The sequence below is a fragment of the Chryseobacterium sp. Y16C genome (assembly GCF_022488405.1).
Classification (GTDB): domain Bacteria; phylum Bacteroidota; class Bacteroidia; order Flavobacteriales; family Weeksellaceae; genus Chryseobacterium; species Chryseobacterium geocarposphaerae.
Genome location: NZ_CP092711.1, coordinates 3753424 through 3768872 on the forward strand (window position 1 = coordinate 3753424; position 15449 = coordinate 3768872).

Here is a 15449-nt window from a genome sequence, read left to right on the forward strand (position 1 = left end):
AAAATATGACAATTGAAAACAATCATGTTGTAGCGGTAAGCTACATTCTTCACACCATCGAAGAAGATGGAAGCAAGATTTTAGTAGAGGAAACAACAGCAGAAAATCCACTTACATTTTTATATGGTGTAGGAATGATGATTCCGAAATTCGAACAAAATATTTATGGTTTGAAAGCAGGGGATAAAGCTGCATTCGTGATTCAGCCGGAAGAAGCATACGGTGAAAGACATCCTGACTCTATTGCGCAGTTGCCTCTTGAGATGTTCAACGAATCAGGAGTTCCGCCGGTAGGTGCTATTTTGCCATTATCAGACAATCAGGGAAATAACTTCCAGGCTATCGTAGTAGAGGTAACTCCGGAAGCTGTAGTAGCAGATCTTAATCACCCGATGGCTGGAAAAACGTTGGATTTCCAGGTGGAAATTTTAAATACACGTCCTGCAACGGAAGAAGAGCTGTCACATGGACACGCCCACGGAATTGACGGAAACGAAGCTCACTAAGAGATTTCTTTTTATAATATAATGTCCGGCTGAAAAAGCCGGACATTTTTATTGGTATTTCTAATCTCCTTTTGTTATGGGATAACTGTCATTCTGAATGTCATGAAGAATCTTAATATTAGATTTCTCCTTTCGTCGAAATGATAGGCTTCCCCAAAATCTATATTATAATTTATTAATAGGAGATTATAGTTTTATTTAATCTAAAAACTCACCGGTCACATAAAACCAGCGATTCTGTATCATTTTGAATTGTGACAGCTCATGATGAACCTGCTGTTTTCCATCTTCGTCAGTATAAAAAGCTTTAAATTCAACTTTATTCATCGAAGGTTTGCTTACGATTTCCAGTTTTGTCCACTTATTGATTTCTCCCCATTCCTGTAAATCTTTTTTACTGTGGTTTTGTCTCTTGCTTGGAGATGTGGTTTGCATTAAATATTCACCATTTGGAATAGCAAATGCAGAAAATCTTGAACGCATTAACACTTCTGCGGTTGGAGCATGTTTTTCTCCGGTATGATAAGGTTTACAACAATCTTCGTAGGATTTTCCTGAGCAGCAGGGACAATTCATTTTTTTTGATTTTAAAACACAAATTTACGCGAATATTTTTTTCAGGAGTTTCGGTTTTTATTTTCTCCCGGAGATGTTTGTGTTTAAATCTTATATGATGTATTTAAATCTGCTTAATTAGCGGCATCTGCGAGACAAAAGATATATAATATCATTTATGAAAAATAAGTTTCGGTTTTTATATTCTCCCGCAGATATTTGTGCTTAAATTTTATATGATGCTGTTAAATCTGTGTAATTAGTGAGATCTGTGGGGGAACAGATATATCATGTCATTTGTGAAAAATGATTATATAATTAATAATTAAATAAAAAAAGCATCCAAAAAATGAATGCTTTTAAAAATTTATTTAATAAAACCTCTGTTTCTCAATAAAGGTTTAATATCCGGATCGTGTCCTGTAAAATCTCTGAATGCCTGGTTCAGATCAACAGAATTTCCTACGGAAAGAATATATTTTCTGAAACGATCTCCATTTTCTCTCGTCAATCCGCCGTTCTTTGAAATCCATTCCCATGCGTCATTGTCCAGCGTTTCAGACCACAGATAAGCATAATATCCTGCAGAGTAACCGCCTCCCCAAATATGAGCAAAATATGGTGTGTGATATCTCGGTGGAACTGTTGCTAAAGTAAATCCGTGTTTTGCCAGTGATTGTTTTTCGAAGTCTAAAACAGGAATCAATTCGCTTTCATTGGTTACGGTATGCCAATCCATATCTAATTCAGCGGCAGAAACCAATTCGGTAGTCATATATCCCTGATTAAAGGTGGCTGCTTTTTTTATTTTATCAACTAAAGCCTGCGGAATCGGCTGTTTGGTTTGGTAATGAAGGGCGTAATTTTTTAAAACTACCGGATCTAAAGCCCAGTGTTCGTTAATTTGCGAAGGAAATTCCACAAAATCTCTCGGTACATTAGTTCCTGAAAGGGAAGGGTATTTCTGGCTTGCAAACATTCCGTGAATAGAGTGTCCGAATTCGTGGAAAATTGTGGTTACATCATCATAACTGATTAATGAAGGTTTTCCAGGAGCAGGTTTCTGATAATTATAGCAGTTTACAATAACCGGTTTTGTTCCTAAAAGGTAAGACTGCTCAACGAAATTGCTCATCCAGGCTCCACCGTTTTTAGAATCTCTTGTGTAGAAATCTAAATAATAAATAGCAATTGATTTTCCATCATGATCGAAGACTTCGTAAGTAACTACATCAGGATGATATACCGGAAGGTCCGTTCTTTTTTTGAATGTTAATCCATAAAATTTTTCGGCAGCGAAGAAAACTCCTTTTTCTAACACAGTTGTGATTTCGAAATAAGGTTTTATTTCACTCTCATCAAGATCAAATTTTGCCTTTCTAACCTGTTCTGCATAGAAATTCCAGTCCCAAGGTTCAACTTTGAAACCTCCTTTCTGCTGATCGATCAGATCCTGAATATCTTTAGCTTCACGTCTTGCTGTTTCTACGGCAGGTGTTGCGATCTGATTCATTAATTTGGTGGCAGCTTCAGGAGTTTTGGCCATCTGATCCTGCAGTTTCCACTCCGCGAAACTTTTTTTACCCAAAACCTGAGCTTTTTTAAGTCTTAGGTTGGCTAATTTTTCAATCGTTTCTCTGGTATCGTTTCCATCTCCTTTTTCAGCTCTCAACCAGGATGCTTTGAATAATTTTTCTCTTGTTGCTCTGTTTTTTAAGTTTTGTAAAAGAGGCTGTTGTGTTGTATTTTGTAGTGCTAATAAATATTGACCAGGTTTTCCTGCATTTTTAGCATCACTTGCAGCGGCTGCAATTTCATCAGCAGAAAGTCCGTCCAGTTCCTTTGCATCGGTAAAGAAAACTCCGCCTTGTTTTCTCGCCTCTAATAATTTGTTGGAATATTGTGTAGAAAGTGAAGCCAGCTCCTGATTGATCTGCTTTAATTTTTCTTTATCAGCGGAAGAAAGATTGGCTCCTGCGATTTCGAAGTTTTGTTTATAATATTGTAATAATCTTTTGCTTTCCGCATCTAAACCGTTTTCAGAAATTGCTTTGATTCTTTTATAAAGATTTTCGTTCAGATACATTTTATCGGAATGAGCCGCAAAAATCGGAGCATATTCTTCATCTAAAGCCTGCAAAGTAGGATTGGTATTTGCGCTTGTAAGGTTTGAGAATACAATGACAGCTCTTTTTAAAATTTCACCGCTTTTTTCTAAGGCAACAATGGTGTTTTCAAAAGTAGGAGCGTCTGGATTATTGGCAATACCTAAAATCTCAGCATCATGTTGCTTGAGTCCGAAATCAAAAGCGGGTTTAAAATGTTCGTTCTTAATTTTATCAAACTCAGGAGCTTCATACTGAAGCTTGCTTTTCTTCATGAAAGGGTTTGATGCTAATGCGGCAGGAATAACGATTTCCTGTTGATTATCGGCTTTTTTCATTGTAGTACAAGAGTAGTTAAATGCTAATGCAGAAATTAATAATACCGATGTAATATTTTTCATAAATTAGTTGTTATTAAAAGTATAAAGATATTAAAACTAAAATTTATAAAAGAACCAAACATGAGATCACAAACTATTTTTATTTTTTCGGCTTTCCTGTTATTAGCTTCATGCGGGAAGCATGATCGAAGAAACGGAGAACAAGAAAAAAGCGGTTGGGTAGAAAAAGTTATTACAAAAGATAATGGACCTATTAAACAAAAGGAAGTAACAGGCGAATTTGATGAAATTGAAGTTTCGCAGGCTATAGATGCTGAGATTATAAAATCAGATGTTGAGAAAGTGGTGATTTCTGCTCCTCAGAATATTATTGATGAGGTATTAGTAGATATTAATGGAGGCAGTCTTCATATCCATTACAAAAAAGGAATACGAGTAATGAACAGCCACAATGTTTCTGCAAAAATTTATACCAAAGATTTTTCAAAACTGAATGCAAATTCAGCGGCAAGTATTACGGTTAAAGATAAATTCACTCAAGAAAAAACGCATATTGAAGTTTCTAGTGCTGCATCCGTTTCGGGAAGTCTAGAAGCAAATGACTTTGATATTTCTATGGACAGCAGCAGTAATTTTAGCGGAAAAATATGGGCTGTTGATCTGGATATTGATGCTTCTTCAGGAGCAAGTATTGATATTTCAGGAAAAGCTAAAAATGCGGAGGTAAGTTCTTCTTCAGGAAGCAGTGTTTCGGCTAAAGAACTTATTGCCGATCACGTAAATGCAGATGCATCAAGCGGGGCAAGTGTACAGATCAGTGCTTCTTCATCCATTAAAGCGGAAGCTTCTTCGGGGGGAAGTGTAAATGTGTATAAAAAAGGAAATGTAACTTCTGTAACGAAAGAAGAGAGCAGTGGCGGAAGTGTGTCGATTGAGTAGAATAATTAATGATAAAAATAAATCCTTCGTCGAACTTACAGCGAAGGATTTATTTTTTTATTATAATTTATGGATTCTCTTTTTTATTAGGGACTTTAAATAATAAAACCAAAGCCCAGATCTGTAACAGTGTTTGTACAATATTTATAACCCCGGTAACAGGATCTTTTGCCAGATTGGCAATTATAAAAATAATGCCGATAAGTCCTAGGGCGAATAATACTAAAAGTACATATTTGATCCATTCATTTCCTCTACTTATTAAATATCCGATTCCAAGCATAAAGGCTAAGGAAACAAGAGCTATAAATATTTTTATCCCGCTATCCAGTGTTTCATAATGCCAGATTAAATTTCCGATTCCTAGCGCCCCGGTTAGATAAATAAGTTCCGCTGATCTTTTGTAATTGGGATGAATAATTATATTTTTTCTCTCCGTCTTAGTATTTATCAGCTCCTGATTTCTTTCCATTTGTTCCGGACTGAATTCGTAGCCTCTTGATTTTAGTATTTCAAAAGCGTAAATTTTTGCGTCATCAACCCGTTTACTTTGAGGGAGAATATATTGTTCCAATTCTTGATTGGATTGTTTCTCTAAAATACGTTTATCTACGCTCATTTTTTGAAAATTATACCTATTTCTCAAATGTATGGACTTTTTTAATAATTGCTTTTAATTTAAGTTTAGATTTTTAAAAGAGTGTACAGGAAATAAGATTTAGTCTTCATCTTCCTCATCTGCCGTTGAAGAACCTTCCCAGTTCCGGGTGTCGAAATTAAGATTATCATAAGCTAATAATTCTTCCTCCCGCTGAAGGATTTCTTTTGTGGTAAAAAGATTAAGATCATCGCCTTCTTCTTTAATTTTGGCTAATTTTCTTACCGAAGCTTTATCAATTGCCATAAATCTCTGTCCAAGCCTTCTGGCTGCATATTTTCTCATGCCTGTTTCGTGCAGAACGTCTACTGCCATATCAACCGCAGTCCCGAGTGTTTCACGGTAGATATTGTCGATTCCGTTGTTGAGGTAGCTATAGGCATCAATTCTGTTTTTCGCTCTGACGAAGATTTTCACTTTAGGGTAGTGTTCCCGTACAAGCTCTGCAATGAATTTGTTATCATCAGGATCATCAAGGCAAAGAACCAGAATCTCAGCGTCTTCAATTCCTGCAGCTCTTAAAATAGGAAGCCTTGTAGCATCTCCGTAATACACCTTGAAGCCGTAGCTCCTTAATAGCTTCACACGGTCCGAATCTCTGTCCAAAACGGTTGCCGCTACTTTATTGGCTTTAAGCAATCGTCCTACCGTACTTCCAAAGTGTCCAAAACCGACAATAATGATTTTTTTCTGGGAAATAGTATTGTCCAGAATGTTAAAATCACTGTCTTGCTCAGGGACTTCTTTGATGAATTTAGGGGTGATTATTTTATCATTGATAATTAAAAGCAATGGTGTAATACACATTGTGATTGCTGTTACGGCCATCATTTGTGCATTGAGTTCCGGATTTATCAGATAAAGGCTTGAAGCATAATTAATCAATACAAAAGCGAATTCTCCCACCTGAGAAAGAGCAAAAGCGTAAAATAAGCTTTGGGGAGTATCAATTTTGAAAAACTTCCCGATAAAAAATAAAACAATAAATTTTATACTTAAAACGGCAAAAACAGTACTGAAAATAAAGACAGGATCTTTCTGAATAATATTAAAATTCATGGTAGAACCTACACTTACAAAAAATACAGCAAGCAATAATCCTTTGAAAGGATCAATCTGTGCTTCCAATTCATGGCGGAACTCACTGTTGGCGAGCATTACCCCTGCAAGAAACGCTCCTAAAGCGGGAGAAAGGCCAATTGCAACCATCAATTCTGAAACACCAATCACCAGGAATAAGGAAGAGGCTGTTAAAAGCTCCGTCATTCCGGATTTTGAAACGTATCTTAAAAAGGGAACAAAAACATAGCGCCCCAATAAAATCAACATCGCAACACCCAGAATTACGGTTGCAAACTGCATCCACTCCGGAAGCGTCTGTATAAGAACCTGGATTTCGTTATCGTGATGCCTTGCTTTATAATTAGCAACAAGCGGTAAAATTGCCAAAATAGGAATCACGGCAATATCCTGAAATAAAAGTGTTGAGAATGAAGCTTCTCCGGCTAGTGTTTTTAAATTGTTTTTTTCCTGTAAAGTCTGTAGAACGATAGCAGTAGAAGATAGTGCAAAACACATCGCAATGGCAAAAGCTTTGTCGATTTTCCAATCAGCCCAGATAAAAACTAAAAAAAGGAGGGAAGTGGTCAGAAGCATTTGTGTGAGACCCAGCCCAATAATTTTCTTTCGCATTTCCCAGAATTTCCTGGGTTCCAGTTCCAGCCCGACCAGAAATAAAAGCATGATCACTCCAAATTCACTGGCGTGCATAATGTCATTTACATCTTTACCAGTGAGTTTAAGAACATAAGGGCCGATAATAATTCCTCCAGCGAGATATCCAATCACAGAGCTTAATCCAAATTTCCTTACCAGCGGAACCATAATAATGGCAACACCTAAAAAAATAAGGGTATTCATTGCTAAACTGGATTCCATACATTATTGGTTTAAAAGTTCTGTAAATTTCTGCTTATGTAGGATGATATCTTTTTTTGATAATTTATTAGCTTCGTAAACGATCTTAATATTTTTAAGATTGGCTTTAAAAACATTTAACGAAACGATAAGACCACTGATAAGCTCTTCAACAGTATATTTATAAGTTCCGTGTCTGCTGAAAGATCTTTCTTTTCCTCCAGTTGTTACCAAGATGTAAACCTCTTTGTTTTCCAACGGATTATATTCTCCTTCTTTCAGCCAGTCGCGATCAAAAACTTCATCAATCCAAAGTCTCAGCAGAGGAGGGATTCCGAACCAGATCAAAGGAAACTGAAAGACAAAACGGTCATAGTTTTTGAGTCTTTTTCTTTCGCGAAAAGCAGCGATATGAAAATCAGGATATTCTTCGTAAAGATCTCTGAGGGTAAAATGTTGATGACGGACATAGAAATTGATGAGCTCCACATTAGAATTGGAGTGCTCCAGATAAGGATGTGCAAAAACTACCAACGTCTTCTTCATAAACCTGTTTTCAGTAAATTTAATAATTTTTTTTTGAATTAAAGGCGGGTTATATGTTAGTTTATTGATCTTTTAATATTAAAAAAGATGTTTATGTTAAAATAAACTAAAAAATGGCAGGTTAAATTTTGTTTTCTTTAATCCTGTTGTTTTTATTAATGAAAAAATCGCTCATAATTGAACGATTTTTATTTACCTTAATGGTTATTTGATTTTGTATAATTTACCATCCTCCTGATGCACCACCACCGCCAAAGCTTCCGCCACCGCCGAAACCTCCAAATCCACCACCAGAGCTGCCGCCTCCAAATCCACCGCCTCCAAAGCTCCCTGGGAAAGGGAAAAAACCTCCCGGATAATTTCTTCTCCCTCTTCTGGTAATAAGCACGTCATCATCGTCAGAATTCCCTCCATTTCCACCTCCTCTGCTTCCGAAAAGAATAGCAAGAATAATAAAGATGACAAAAGCAATAAGCAGTATTTTTAAAACACTTCCGTCACCGCTTTCCTGATTGGCAATAGGTTTGAATTTTCCCTGAACGGCTTCCATTAAAGCAGAAGTCCCCAGGTTGATTCCTTCATACCATTCACCTTTTTTAAAATGAGGAGTAACGATATAATCTAAAATCTGCCCTGCAACTGATGCGGTTAGGTATTGTTCAACAGCTCGTCCCTGCTGGATCGACATAGTGTGGTCTTCGGTTGCAATTAAAAAAACAATTCCGTTATCAATATCTTTTTTTCCTATTCCCCATTTTTCACCAAACATAGTGGCTAAAAAGTTGACATCTTCTCCCTTTGTTGAAGGGATGATAATAACCTCAATTTCCGTAGAGGTAGAATCTGCAAATTTGATGAGTTTGTCATTCAGCTTATCTTTTTCCTGCTGGCTTAATAAATTGGCTTCATCATAAACAGGATAAAGAATTGGTGGCTTTTTGGGAATAGTATACTGTGCTGATACAAGACCGTAAAAGCATAGCAGTAAGAATGAAAATACTATTTTAAGAGAATGTAATCTCATTAGATAATTGATTGGGATTTTCTCCGGTTACGGGAAAATGTTTTTTAAGTTCAAGCCCTGTTTCCAGAATCGCACTTTTCAAGGCTTTATAATAGTTTCCCTTAGCAAACTCAGCGGTAATATAATCATGCAGATGATCCCAATAAGATTGTTGTACTTTCTCATGAATTCCCGTATCACCAATAATGGTAAGGTATTTTTGTTCAAAATTTACATGGAAAAGCACCGCATTTTTCTCGGTAGTTTTATTGAGGCATAATTTTTCGAAAATTTTAAACGCCGTTTTGGCATTGTCGTTTTCTGTATTCGAATCAATATGCACTCTGATCTCACCGGTAGAATGTTCTTCTGCTGATTGAATAGCTTCCACCAGGGAAGCTATTTGCTGATCTGTAAGAAAACTTTTCATTATTCTGAGAATACTTCAGGTGCTTTTTCAGCTCCTGCTTCAGCTTTGAATGCAGGCTTTTCTTTGAAATTTGTAAAGTTTGCCAGAATATTGTTAGGAAACTGTTTAATTGAAGTATTATACTTCTGTACAGCCTGATTATAATATACCGTTTCGCTTCTGATACTGTTTTCGATTGCAGTATATTCTCTTTGGAAGTTAATATATTGCTGATCGGCTTTTAGATTCGGATATTGTTCTACAACAGCCATTAATCTGCTTAAAGATCCGGATAATTCTCCTTGTGCAGCCTGGAATCTTGCAAGATCCTGTTCGGTCATATTGCTTGGATCAATATTGATAGACGTTGCTTTCGCGCGGGCTTCAACCACTTTTGTAAGGGTTTCCTGTTCAAATTTTGAATAAGATTTTACGGTTCTTTCCAAGTTCGGAATAAGATTCGCTCTCTTTTGATACACGGTTTCTACATTGGCCCATTTGGTAATAACTTCCTGCTCCTGAGCTACGAAATTATTATATCCGCTTTTACCCCAGAAAAATAATACAGCAACAATAATGAGTAGAGCAATACCGATGGTTCCGGCGCTCAGACAGCCCTTGTTTTTCATAGTTTAATTTTTTTAAATTCTTGTCCTAACCAAATATACAAATTATGTGCTAATTTTGCAGAAAATTATTTGAATGACAACAATAGTGGTGGCAATGGGAGAGAAAAACGAAATCGGTTTTGAAAACCAATTGCTTTGGCATCTTCCGAAAGATTTAAAACATTTTAAAGATCTGACTTCGGGGCACCCGATTATCATGGGAAGAAAAACATACGAGAGTATCGGAAAACCGCTTCCTAACCGTACCAATATTGTTGTATCCAGACAAAAAGACTGGTTTGAGGAAGGGATTTTAATTGTCGGAAGCATTAAAGAAGCTGTAAAATTTGCAAAAAAGATTGATGAGGAAGTTTTCATTATCGGGGGAGGCAATATTTATGCACAGACCATGGATGTTGTTGACAGACTGGAGGTAACTTTAGTGAAAGCAGATTTGGAAGCCGATACTTATTTTCCGAAAATTGATCCTAAAGTCTGGAGAAAGGTGGAGGAGACTTGCCATGAGAAAGATGAAAAAAATCAATACGATTTTTGTTTTCAGACGTACGAAAAAATTTAAGAGTGAATAGTTGAGAGAATCTGTCTTCCAACTTCTGGTATCTAATATTTAAATGTTTTATCTTTGCACTTCTAAAATTTAAAAATGAATAAGTACATAAAGTTCGTAATCTCTGCGATTATTATTGCAATAGCAGTTTATCTGATGATGAACAGAAACATCGGTTGGGGTATTGTTTTGGTTGTTGTTGCTGCTGCACCTGTTTTACTTTTCTTTAAAAATGAATATATTCTTTTGGCATTCTGGCAATTAAGAAAACAAAATATGGAAAAGGCGGCTGTTTGGCTGCAAAGCATTACCAATTATCAAACTCAGCTTCATAAATCCCAATATGGATATTATCATTATTTGTTAGGATTAACACAGGCTCAGGATCACCCGACAAAAGTGGAGCCTTTAATGAGAAAAGCTTTGGAATATGGATTGAATATGAAGCACGACAGAGCAATGGCTACCTTGAACCTTGCAGCTGCAGCAATTTCTAAAGGAAGAAAACAGGAAGGGCAAAAGCTATTGGAAGAAGCCAAGAGGTTAGACAGCGCAGGAATGATGACGGATCAGATCAAAATGATGAAAGATCAGCTGAAAATGCCAACAATGCAGAAGCATATGCATAATCCTCATATGAGAAACAGAGGAAAATTCTTTTAATTAAAAGAATTTTCGGAATCGATTTATAAAACAAAAGCACCTGAATTCAGGTGCTTTTTTATATTTGAATGTCACATTTCAGCATCATTATTATACCCGTAGAATTTCGGGATCTGCCAATGGTATTTTACGGCTAAAGTTCTGATCGCTACAATCAATAAAATGGTAAAAATCTGAATAACCGTAAAAGAAAGAGGAGTAAATTTTGTTAACAGTAAAAATATGGAACCACCCACAATACAGGCTGTTGCGTAGATTTCTTTTCTGAAGATTAAAGGAATTCTGTTGAGTAAAATATCCCGGATAATCCCTCCGAAACACCCTGTAATCGTTCCCAGACCAATACAGATCAAAGGATGTATACCGACATGCAACCCCTTTTGAATCCCGATTATTGTAAATAATCCAAGTCCGAAGCTGTCAAAAATAAATAAGGTAACCTGAAAGTTTTTTTCAAGAGATTTAAAAATCATAGTGAAAATACTGGTCAGGATAATCAACGCACAAGTCAGGAGATCATGCATCCAGAAGACCGGAATATCGAGCAATAAATCTCTTACAGTTCCGCCACCAACAGAAGTCACGAATGCAATAATAAGGACTCCAAAAGGATCAAGGCGTTTCTGCATGGCGGCAAAGCTTCCCGACATGGAAAAGGAAATCGTTCCGAGTACTTCTATAGCAAAATTGAACTGTTCGTGCATATTTTATAAAAAAATAAATGATAGTTGATGAATGATTTCTTTTTAAGCAAATTTTCTACCATTCTTCAACTATCATTTAAAGCTTATTGAAATTTTTTTTATTTTTCTTTTTCAACTCTAACGGAATCGGGAACCAGTAGTTCATATTCTCCGCCATGGTTGATGATTTCTCTTACAATGCTGCTGCTGATGAAAGATTTTCCTGATGAGGTCAATAAAAATACAGTTTCCAGTTTTTTGTGGGCCAATGTTCTGTTGGTATGGGCAATGGCTTTTTCAAATTCGAAATCTGCAGGATTCCTTAAGCCTCTGATAATGTATTGAGCATTTTTTTCAAAACAATAATCTACAGTTAATCCTTCAAAGAAATCCACTTCTACGTTGGGGAATTCTGCAACGGAATTTTGAATAAATTCTATCCTTTTTTCCAGAGGAAACATATATTTTTTCTGAGAATTCTGGCCAATGGCAATGATTAATTTATCAAAAAGCGGAGCTGCTCTTTCAATAATATCGTAATGTCCTAGAGTAATAGGATCAAAAGATCCCGGGAAAACAGCAATTTTCATAACTATTTCAGGTTTTTGGCTAACGCTTTTTCAACTTCATTTCCGCAAAGATCGGTAATAGAGATTCCGTAGATTTTTGCCTGCTGAGGAAGGATACTTGCCGGAGAGAATCCAGGATTTGTATTCATTTCCAGCATATAAGGAATTCCGTTCATGAGAATATATTCACTTCTTGAGAAACCACTCATTCCTAAAGAATTATATGCTCTTTTTGCAATTTCTTCTACTCTCAGCCTGGTTTCGTCATCAATTCTTGCCGGAGTAATTTCTTCGGAAGCACCTTCATATTTCGCTTCATAATCGAAGAATTCGTTTTGAGGAACGATTTCTGTAATTCCTAGAACAATCGTTTCTCCTTTAAAATCAATTACACCCACTGAAACTTCCATTCCGTCAAGAAAGCTTTCGATTAAAATCTCATCATCTTCTTTGAATGCAATTTCTGTTGCAGCTATCAACTCAGATTTTTCTTTAACCTTTGAAATTCCTAAAGAAGATCCTGATTGGTTAGGCTTCACAAAAACCGGAAGTCCAAGATTTTCTATAATTTCATCAACATTGATTTCTTCTCCTTTTCTTAAGTAAACACTTTTTGCGGAAGGAATTCCATATTTTGAAAGTACTGCTAATGTATCTTTTTTATTGAATGTTAAAGCGCTTTGGTAAAAATCGCAGCCGGTATATTTTTGTCCGATAGCATCCCAATACGCCTGAAGGATTCCGTTTTCTCCGGGTGTTCCGTGGATGATATTAAAGCAGACATCAAATTGTAATGTTTCATTATTATCTAATGCGACTGAAAAATCACCTTTATTAATGCTGTATTTTTTATCATTTTCGTCCAAAAAATACCATTCATTTTTGAGGATAACTACTTTGTATACATTGTATAAGTTTCTGTCTAAAGAATCATAGATCAATTGACCGCTTTTTAAGGAAACAACGTATTCGTCAGAATAGCCTCCCATTACTACGGCAACATTTTTTTTGCTCATATCTATATAGTATCAATGAAGCAAATTTAATGATTTTATGGAATCTAAGCCGGGAAAATAAGAAATTTTAAAATCTGAATGAATTGTGTTAAATAAAAGTACATTCTAAAATTATTAGCTATATTTGCCGTTATAATTAAAGTCATTTTAAGTATGTTTAAATCACTTTTCAATTGGAAAGTTTTACTGAATTTATTAGTAGCCATCGGTGTTTTTGTGGGGTTGGTGTGGCTTACCTTCCGTTGGTTGGAATATCATACTAATCATGGTCAGGAAATTCCTGTTCCCAATGTGGTTAATAAAACCGTACATGAAGCAATAAAAATATTGGATGATACAGGATTGGAGTATGAAGTGGACAGTTCAAAATACGATCCGAAATTCAGACCATTTCAGGTTCTTCAGGTATTCCCTTCACCAGGTTCCCGTGTAAAAGACGGAAGAACGGTAAGATTGAAAGTGAATCCTAAAACCTGGGCTGCAATTGCTCTTCCGGATGTCATTAATAAATATTCAGGACTGGCTTTCCAAAGATTGGAACAGGTAGGTTTAAAAGTAGGTGATACAATATATGAGCCTAGTATTCAGAAAGATGCGGTTCTTAGAGTCCTGTTTAAAGGAGTGGAAGTAAAGCCTAAAACGAAATTGCCAAGATTCTCCATCGTTGATGTGGTAATCGGTTCAGGACCTATGAGAAACATTGCGATTCCGAATGTTGTTGGGCTAACAGTAAAAGAGGCAAAAGCACTTATTTTAAGAAGCAAGTTTGAACCGGGAGTGGTAGAATTTGAAGACGGAGGTAAAGATGAGTCTGATATTGTGTATTATCAGGATCCGGGAGCGGGAGATGTCCGGGATCAGGGAATGCAGATTGATCTTTGGGCAAGTAAAAAAACGCCTGCTGAATTAAGAAATAAAATAGACCAGCTTAATTCTATGTACCGTATGAAGGTAGACACAGCTCTTCCTCCTGTAAGGTACGAAGAAGTAGCTGTAGAGCCCGCTCATATTGAAGAGCTGGCTCCAGCTCCTAAAAAAGAGACTCCTAAACCGGAACCAGCCAAGTCAGAAACTCAGAAAAGTACAACCGTAAAACCGACTACTTCTACGGATGACAAGACAAAAACAACAGGAAGTAATAACAAGGGAACTGCACAGCAACCCGCTGAAAAGCCAAAGACTAAAAAGGAAAAGGTAATTATTCAATAATATTACGATTGCTATAAAACTATAGGCTTCAACTTCACCATGTTGAAGCCTTTTGTGTAAAAAATTATAAAACAATGACAGAAGATAACGAAGATTTTTTAGAAGAAGAATTATTAAATACGGACAGTATTGATAATATTGATATTGATGAAGAAAATAAAGGATTGTATGAACATCTTAATCTCACTGTTGATAAAAGTCAGGAGCCTTTACGAATCGATAAGTTTTTATTAATTTTTCGTCAAAACTCTTCAAGAAATAAAATTTCCCAGACCTGCAGAGCCGGAAACGTTATTGTCAACGGAGCCGCAGTAAAACAGAACTACCGTGTAAAACCGGGAGATCAGATTTCTGTATTATTGGCACATCCTCCGAGAGAAAATGTAATTATTCCACAAGATATTCCGATTAATATCGTTTATGAAGATGATGACCTTATTGTGGTAGATAAAGATCCTGGAATGGTAGTGCATCCCGGATTTGGAAATTGGGACGGAACTTTGGTAAATGCATTGGCTTTTCACTTTGAAAAAAATGGCTCCAAATCCGATCTTGACAGAGTGGGGTTGGTACACAGAATCGATAAAGATACTTCGGGGTTATTGGTTATAGCAAAGAATGAATATGCTTTAAGCTTTTTGGCAAAGCAATTTTTTGACAGAAAGACTAAAAGACTTTATTGGGCATTTGTATGGGGAAATGTCCAGGATGATGAAGGAACGATCAGAGGTCATATTGGCCGCCATCCTAAAAACAGAATGCAGATGCATACCTATGAAGACGGAAGTCAGGGGAAACATGCAGTAACCCACTATAAAGTACTGGAAAGATTCAAATATATGACTTGGGTGGAGTGTAAACTGGAAACCGGAAGAACTCATCAGATCAGAGCACACTTTAAACATATTGGCCATACGTTGTTTAATGATGAAAGATACGAAGGTCATACGCCTCTTCGTGGGGTGAATCTTCCTAAGTATAAGCAGTTTATAAAAAATGTATTTGAAATTCTGCCTAGACATGCGCTTCATGCCCATACATTAGGATTTATACATCCGACTACAAAGAAAGAATTATATTTTGAGAGCCCAATGCCAAAAGATATGGCGGATGCTGTAAAAAAATGGAGAAATTATTTAGAAAACTAAAAATAT

At 36.3% G+C, this 15449-nt stretch carries 17 protein-coding genes; 6 read left to right on the forward strand and 11 right to left on the reverse strand.

The genetic code is table 11. The annotated features are described in order from the left end of the window. Positions 1 to 5: 5 nt before the first annotated feature. Positions 6 to 506, forward strand: a complete 501-nt coding sequence (locus MKS83_RS16975) for a peptidylprolyl isomerase (protein WP_240580584.1) — start codon at positions 6 to 8, stop codon at positions 504 to 506. Positions 507 to 704: 198 nt separating this feature from the next. Here MKS83_RS16975 and MKS83_RS16980 read toward each other — a convergent pair whose 3' ends face one another. Together MKS83_RS16980 and MKS83_RS16985 are read right to left on the reverse strand one after the other, a co-directional pair. Further along, positions 705 to 1082, reverse strand: a complete 378-nt coding sequence (locus tag MKS83_RS16980; protein WP_240580585.1) for a YchJ family protein — start codon at positions 1080 to 1082, stop codon at positions 705 to 707. 346 nt (positions 1083 to 1428) lie between these two features. Next, on the reverse strand, positions 1429 to 3567 hold the full coding sequence (locus MKS83_RS16985) for a M3 family metallopeptidase (protein WP_240580586.1): 2139 nt from the start codon (positions 3565 to 3567) through the stop codon (positions 1429 to 1431). A gap of 60 nt (positions 3568 to 3627) precedes the next feature. Between MKS83_RS16985 and MKS83_RS16990 the strand changes: the two genes are divergently transcribed. Then, positions 3628 to 4446, forward strand: a complete 819-nt coding sequence (locus tag MKS83_RS16990; RefSeq protein ID WP_240580587.1) for a head GIN domain-containing protein — start codon at positions 3628 to 3630, stop codon at positions 4444 to 4446. A gap of 67 nt (positions 4447 to 4513) precedes the next feature. Here MKS83_RS16990 and MKS83_RS16995 read toward each other — a convergent pair whose 3' ends face one another. The 6 genes from MKS83_RS16995 to MKS83_RS17020 form a co-directional block, all read right to left on the reverse strand. Next, positions 4514 to 5065 carry a hypothetical protein gene (locus MKS83_RS16995; protein ID WP_240580588.1) on the reverse strand — a complete coding sequence of 184 codons (552 nt, stop codon included), beginning with the start codon at positions 5063 to 5065 and terminating at the stop codon, positions 4514 to 4516. Between the two features lie 99 nt (positions 5066 to 5164). After that, positions 5165 to 7042, reverse strand: coding sequence for a monovalent cation:proton antiporter-2 (CPA2) family protein (locus MKS83_RS17000; RefSeq protein ID WP_240580589.1), 1878 nt, complete (start codon positions 7040 to 7042; stop codon positions 5165 to 5167). Between the two features lie 3 nt (positions 7043 to 7045). Then, the gene (locus tag MKS83_RS17005; protein WP_240580590.1) at positions 7046 to 7567 is read right to left on the reverse strand and encodes an NAD(P)H-dependent oxidoreductase; all 522 of its coding nucleotides are present in this window, start codon (positions 7565 to 7567) and stop codon (positions 7046 to 7048) included. Positions 7568 to 7790: 223 nt separating this feature from the next. Beyond that, entirely contained in the window at positions 7791 to 8591 is an 801-nt protein-coding gene (locus tag MKS83_RS17010) for a TPM domain-containing protein (RefSeq protein ID WP_240580591.1), read from the reverse strand. Beyond that, positions 8572 to 9000, reverse strand: coding sequence for a TPM domain-containing protein (locus MKS83_RS17015; RefSeq protein WP_240580592.1), 429 nt, complete (start codon positions 8998 to 9000; stop codon positions 8572 to 8574). Before MKS83_RS17015 ends, MKS83_RS17010 begins: the two co-directional genes overlap by 20 nt. After that, positions 9000 to 9608: a LemA family protein gene (locus MKS83_RS17020; RefSeq protein ID WP_240580593.1), complete on the reverse strand. Its 609-nt coding sequence runs from the start codon at positions 9606 to 9608 to the stop codon at positions 9000 to 9002. The genes MKS83_RS17015 and MKS83_RS17020 overlap by 1 nt, the downstream gene beginning before the upstream one ends. Positions 9609 to 9681: 73 nt before the next feature. Between MKS83_RS17020 and MKS83_RS17025 the strand changes: the two genes are divergently transcribed. After that, entirely contained in the window at positions 9682 to 10167 is a 486-nt protein-coding gene (locus tag MKS83_RS17025; protein WP_240580594.1) for a dihydrofolate reductase, read from the forward strand. An 84-nt stretch (positions 10168 to 10251) separates the two neighbouring features. Then, complete coding sequence (locus MKS83_RS17030) at positions 10252 to 10818, forward strand: tetratricopeptide repeat protein (RefSeq protein ID WP_240580595.1); 567 nt, start codon at positions 10252 to 10254, stop codon at positions 10816 to 10818. A gap of 71 nt (positions 10819 to 10889) precedes the next feature. On the opposite strand, the gene MKS83_RS17035 is transcribed toward MKS83_RS17030, so the two are convergent. From MKS83_RS17035 to MKS83_RS17045, 3 genes are all read right to left on the reverse strand, one after another. Beyond that, positions 10890 to 11522: a trimeric intracellular cation channel family protein gene (locus tag MKS83_RS17035; RefSeq protein ID WP_240580596.1), complete on the reverse strand. Its 633-nt coding sequence runs from the start codon at positions 11520 to 11522 to the stop codon at positions 10890 to 10892. Positions 11523 to 11620: 98 nt separating this feature from the next. Next, complete coding sequence (gene coaD / locus MKS83_RS17040; RefSeq protein ID WP_039372174.1) at positions 11621 to 12091, reverse strand: pantetheine-phosphate adenylyltransferase; 471 nt, start codon at positions 12089 to 12091, stop codon at positions 11621 to 11623. A 2-nt stretch (positions 12092 to 12093) separates the two neighbouring features. Continuing rightward, the gene (locus MKS83_RS17045) at positions 12094 to 13086 is read right to left on the reverse strand and encodes a D-alanine--D-alanine ligase (protein WP_240580597.1); all 993 of its coding nucleotides are present in this window, start codon (positions 13084 to 13086) and stop codon (positions 12094 to 12096) included. 153 nt (positions 13087 to 13239) lie between these two features. Here MKS83_RS17045 and MKS83_RS17050 point away from each other — a divergent pair, with 153 nt between their 5' ends. Together MKS83_RS17050 and MKS83_RS17055 are read left to right on the forward strand one after the other, a co-directional pair. Continuing rightward, positions 13240 to 14295, forward strand: a complete 1056-nt coding sequence (locus tag MKS83_RS17050; RefSeq protein WP_240580598.1) for a PASTA domain-containing protein — start codon at positions 13240 to 13242, stop codon at positions 14293 to 14295. Positions 14296 to 14369: 74 nt separating this feature from the next. Beyond that, positions 14370 to 15443 (forward strand): RluA family pseudouridine synthase, encoded by a 1074-nt coding sequence (locus MKS83_RS17055; RefSeq protein ID WP_240580599.1) that lies wholly within the window; start codon positions 14370 to 14372, stop codon positions 15441 to 15443. Positions 15444 to 15449: the final 6 nt, after the last annotated feature.

Coding starts and splice junctions, on each gene's coding strand:
- MKS83_RS16975 (WP_240580584.1), top strand. CDS start 6: ATGACAATTGAAAACAATCATGTTGTAGCGGTAAGCTACATTCTTCAC.
- MKS83_RS16985 (WP_240580586.1), bottom strand. CDS start 3,567: ATGAAAAATATTACATCGGTATTATTAATTTCTGCATTAGCATTTAAC.
- MKS83_RS16980 (WP_240580585.1), bottom strand. CDS start 1,082: ATGAATTGTCCCTGCTGCTCAGGAAAATCCTACGAAGATTGTTGTAAA.
- MKS83_RS17010 (WP_240580591.1), bottom strand. CDS start 8,591: ATGAGATTACATTCTCTTAAAATAGTATTTTCATTCTTACTGCTATGC.
- MKS83_RS17000 (WP_240580589.1), bottom strand. CDS start 7,042: ATGGAATCCAGTTTAGCAATGAATACCCTTATTTTTTTAGGTGTTGCC.
- MKS83_RS17015 (WP_240580592.1), bottom strand. CDS start 9,000: ATGAAAAGTTTTCTTACAGATCAGCAAATAGCTTCCCTGGTGGAAGCT.
- MKS83_RS17005 (WP_240580590.1), bottom strand. CDS start 7,567: ATGAAGAAGACGTTGGTAGTTTTTGCACATCCTTATCTGGAGCACTCC.
- MKS83_RS16995 (WP_240580588.1), bottom strand. CDS start 5,065: ATGAGCGTAGATAAACGTATTTTAGAGAAACAATCCAATCAAGAATTG.
- MKS83_RS17055 (WP_240580599.1), top strand. CDS start 14,370: ATGACAGAAGATAACGAAGATTTTTTAGAAGAAGAATTATTAAATACG.
- MKS83_RS17035 (WP_240580596.1), bottom strand. CDS start 11,522: ATGCACGAACAGTTCAATTTTGCTATAGAAGTACTCGGAACGATTTCC.
- MKS83_RS17025 (WP_240580594.1), top strand. CDS start 9,682: ATGACAACAATAGTGGTGGCAATGGGAGAGAAAAACGAAATCGGTTTT.
- MKS83_RS17050 (WP_240580598.1), top strand. CDS start 13,240: ATGTTTAAATCACTTTTCAATTGGAAAGTTTTACTGAATTTATTAGTA.
- MKS83_RS17020 (WP_240580593.1), bottom strand. CDS start 9,608: ATGAAAAACAAGGGCTGTCTGAGCGCCGGAACCATCGGTATTGCTCTA.
- MKS83_RS17030 (WP_240580595.1), top strand. CDS start 10,252: ATGAATAAGTACATAAAGTTCGTAATCTCTGCGATTATTATTGCAATA.
- coaD (WP_039372174.1), bottom strand. CDS start 12,091: ATGAAAATTGCTGTTTTCCCGGGATCTTTTGATCCTATTACTCTAGGA.
- MKS83_RS16990 (WP_240580587.1), top strand. CDS start 3,628: ATGAGATCACAAACTATTTTTATTTTTTCGGCTTTCCTGTTATTAGCT.
- MKS83_RS17045 (WP_240580597.1), bottom strand. CDS start 13,086: ATGAGCAAAAAAAATGTTGCCGTAGTAATGGGAGGCTATTCTGACGAA.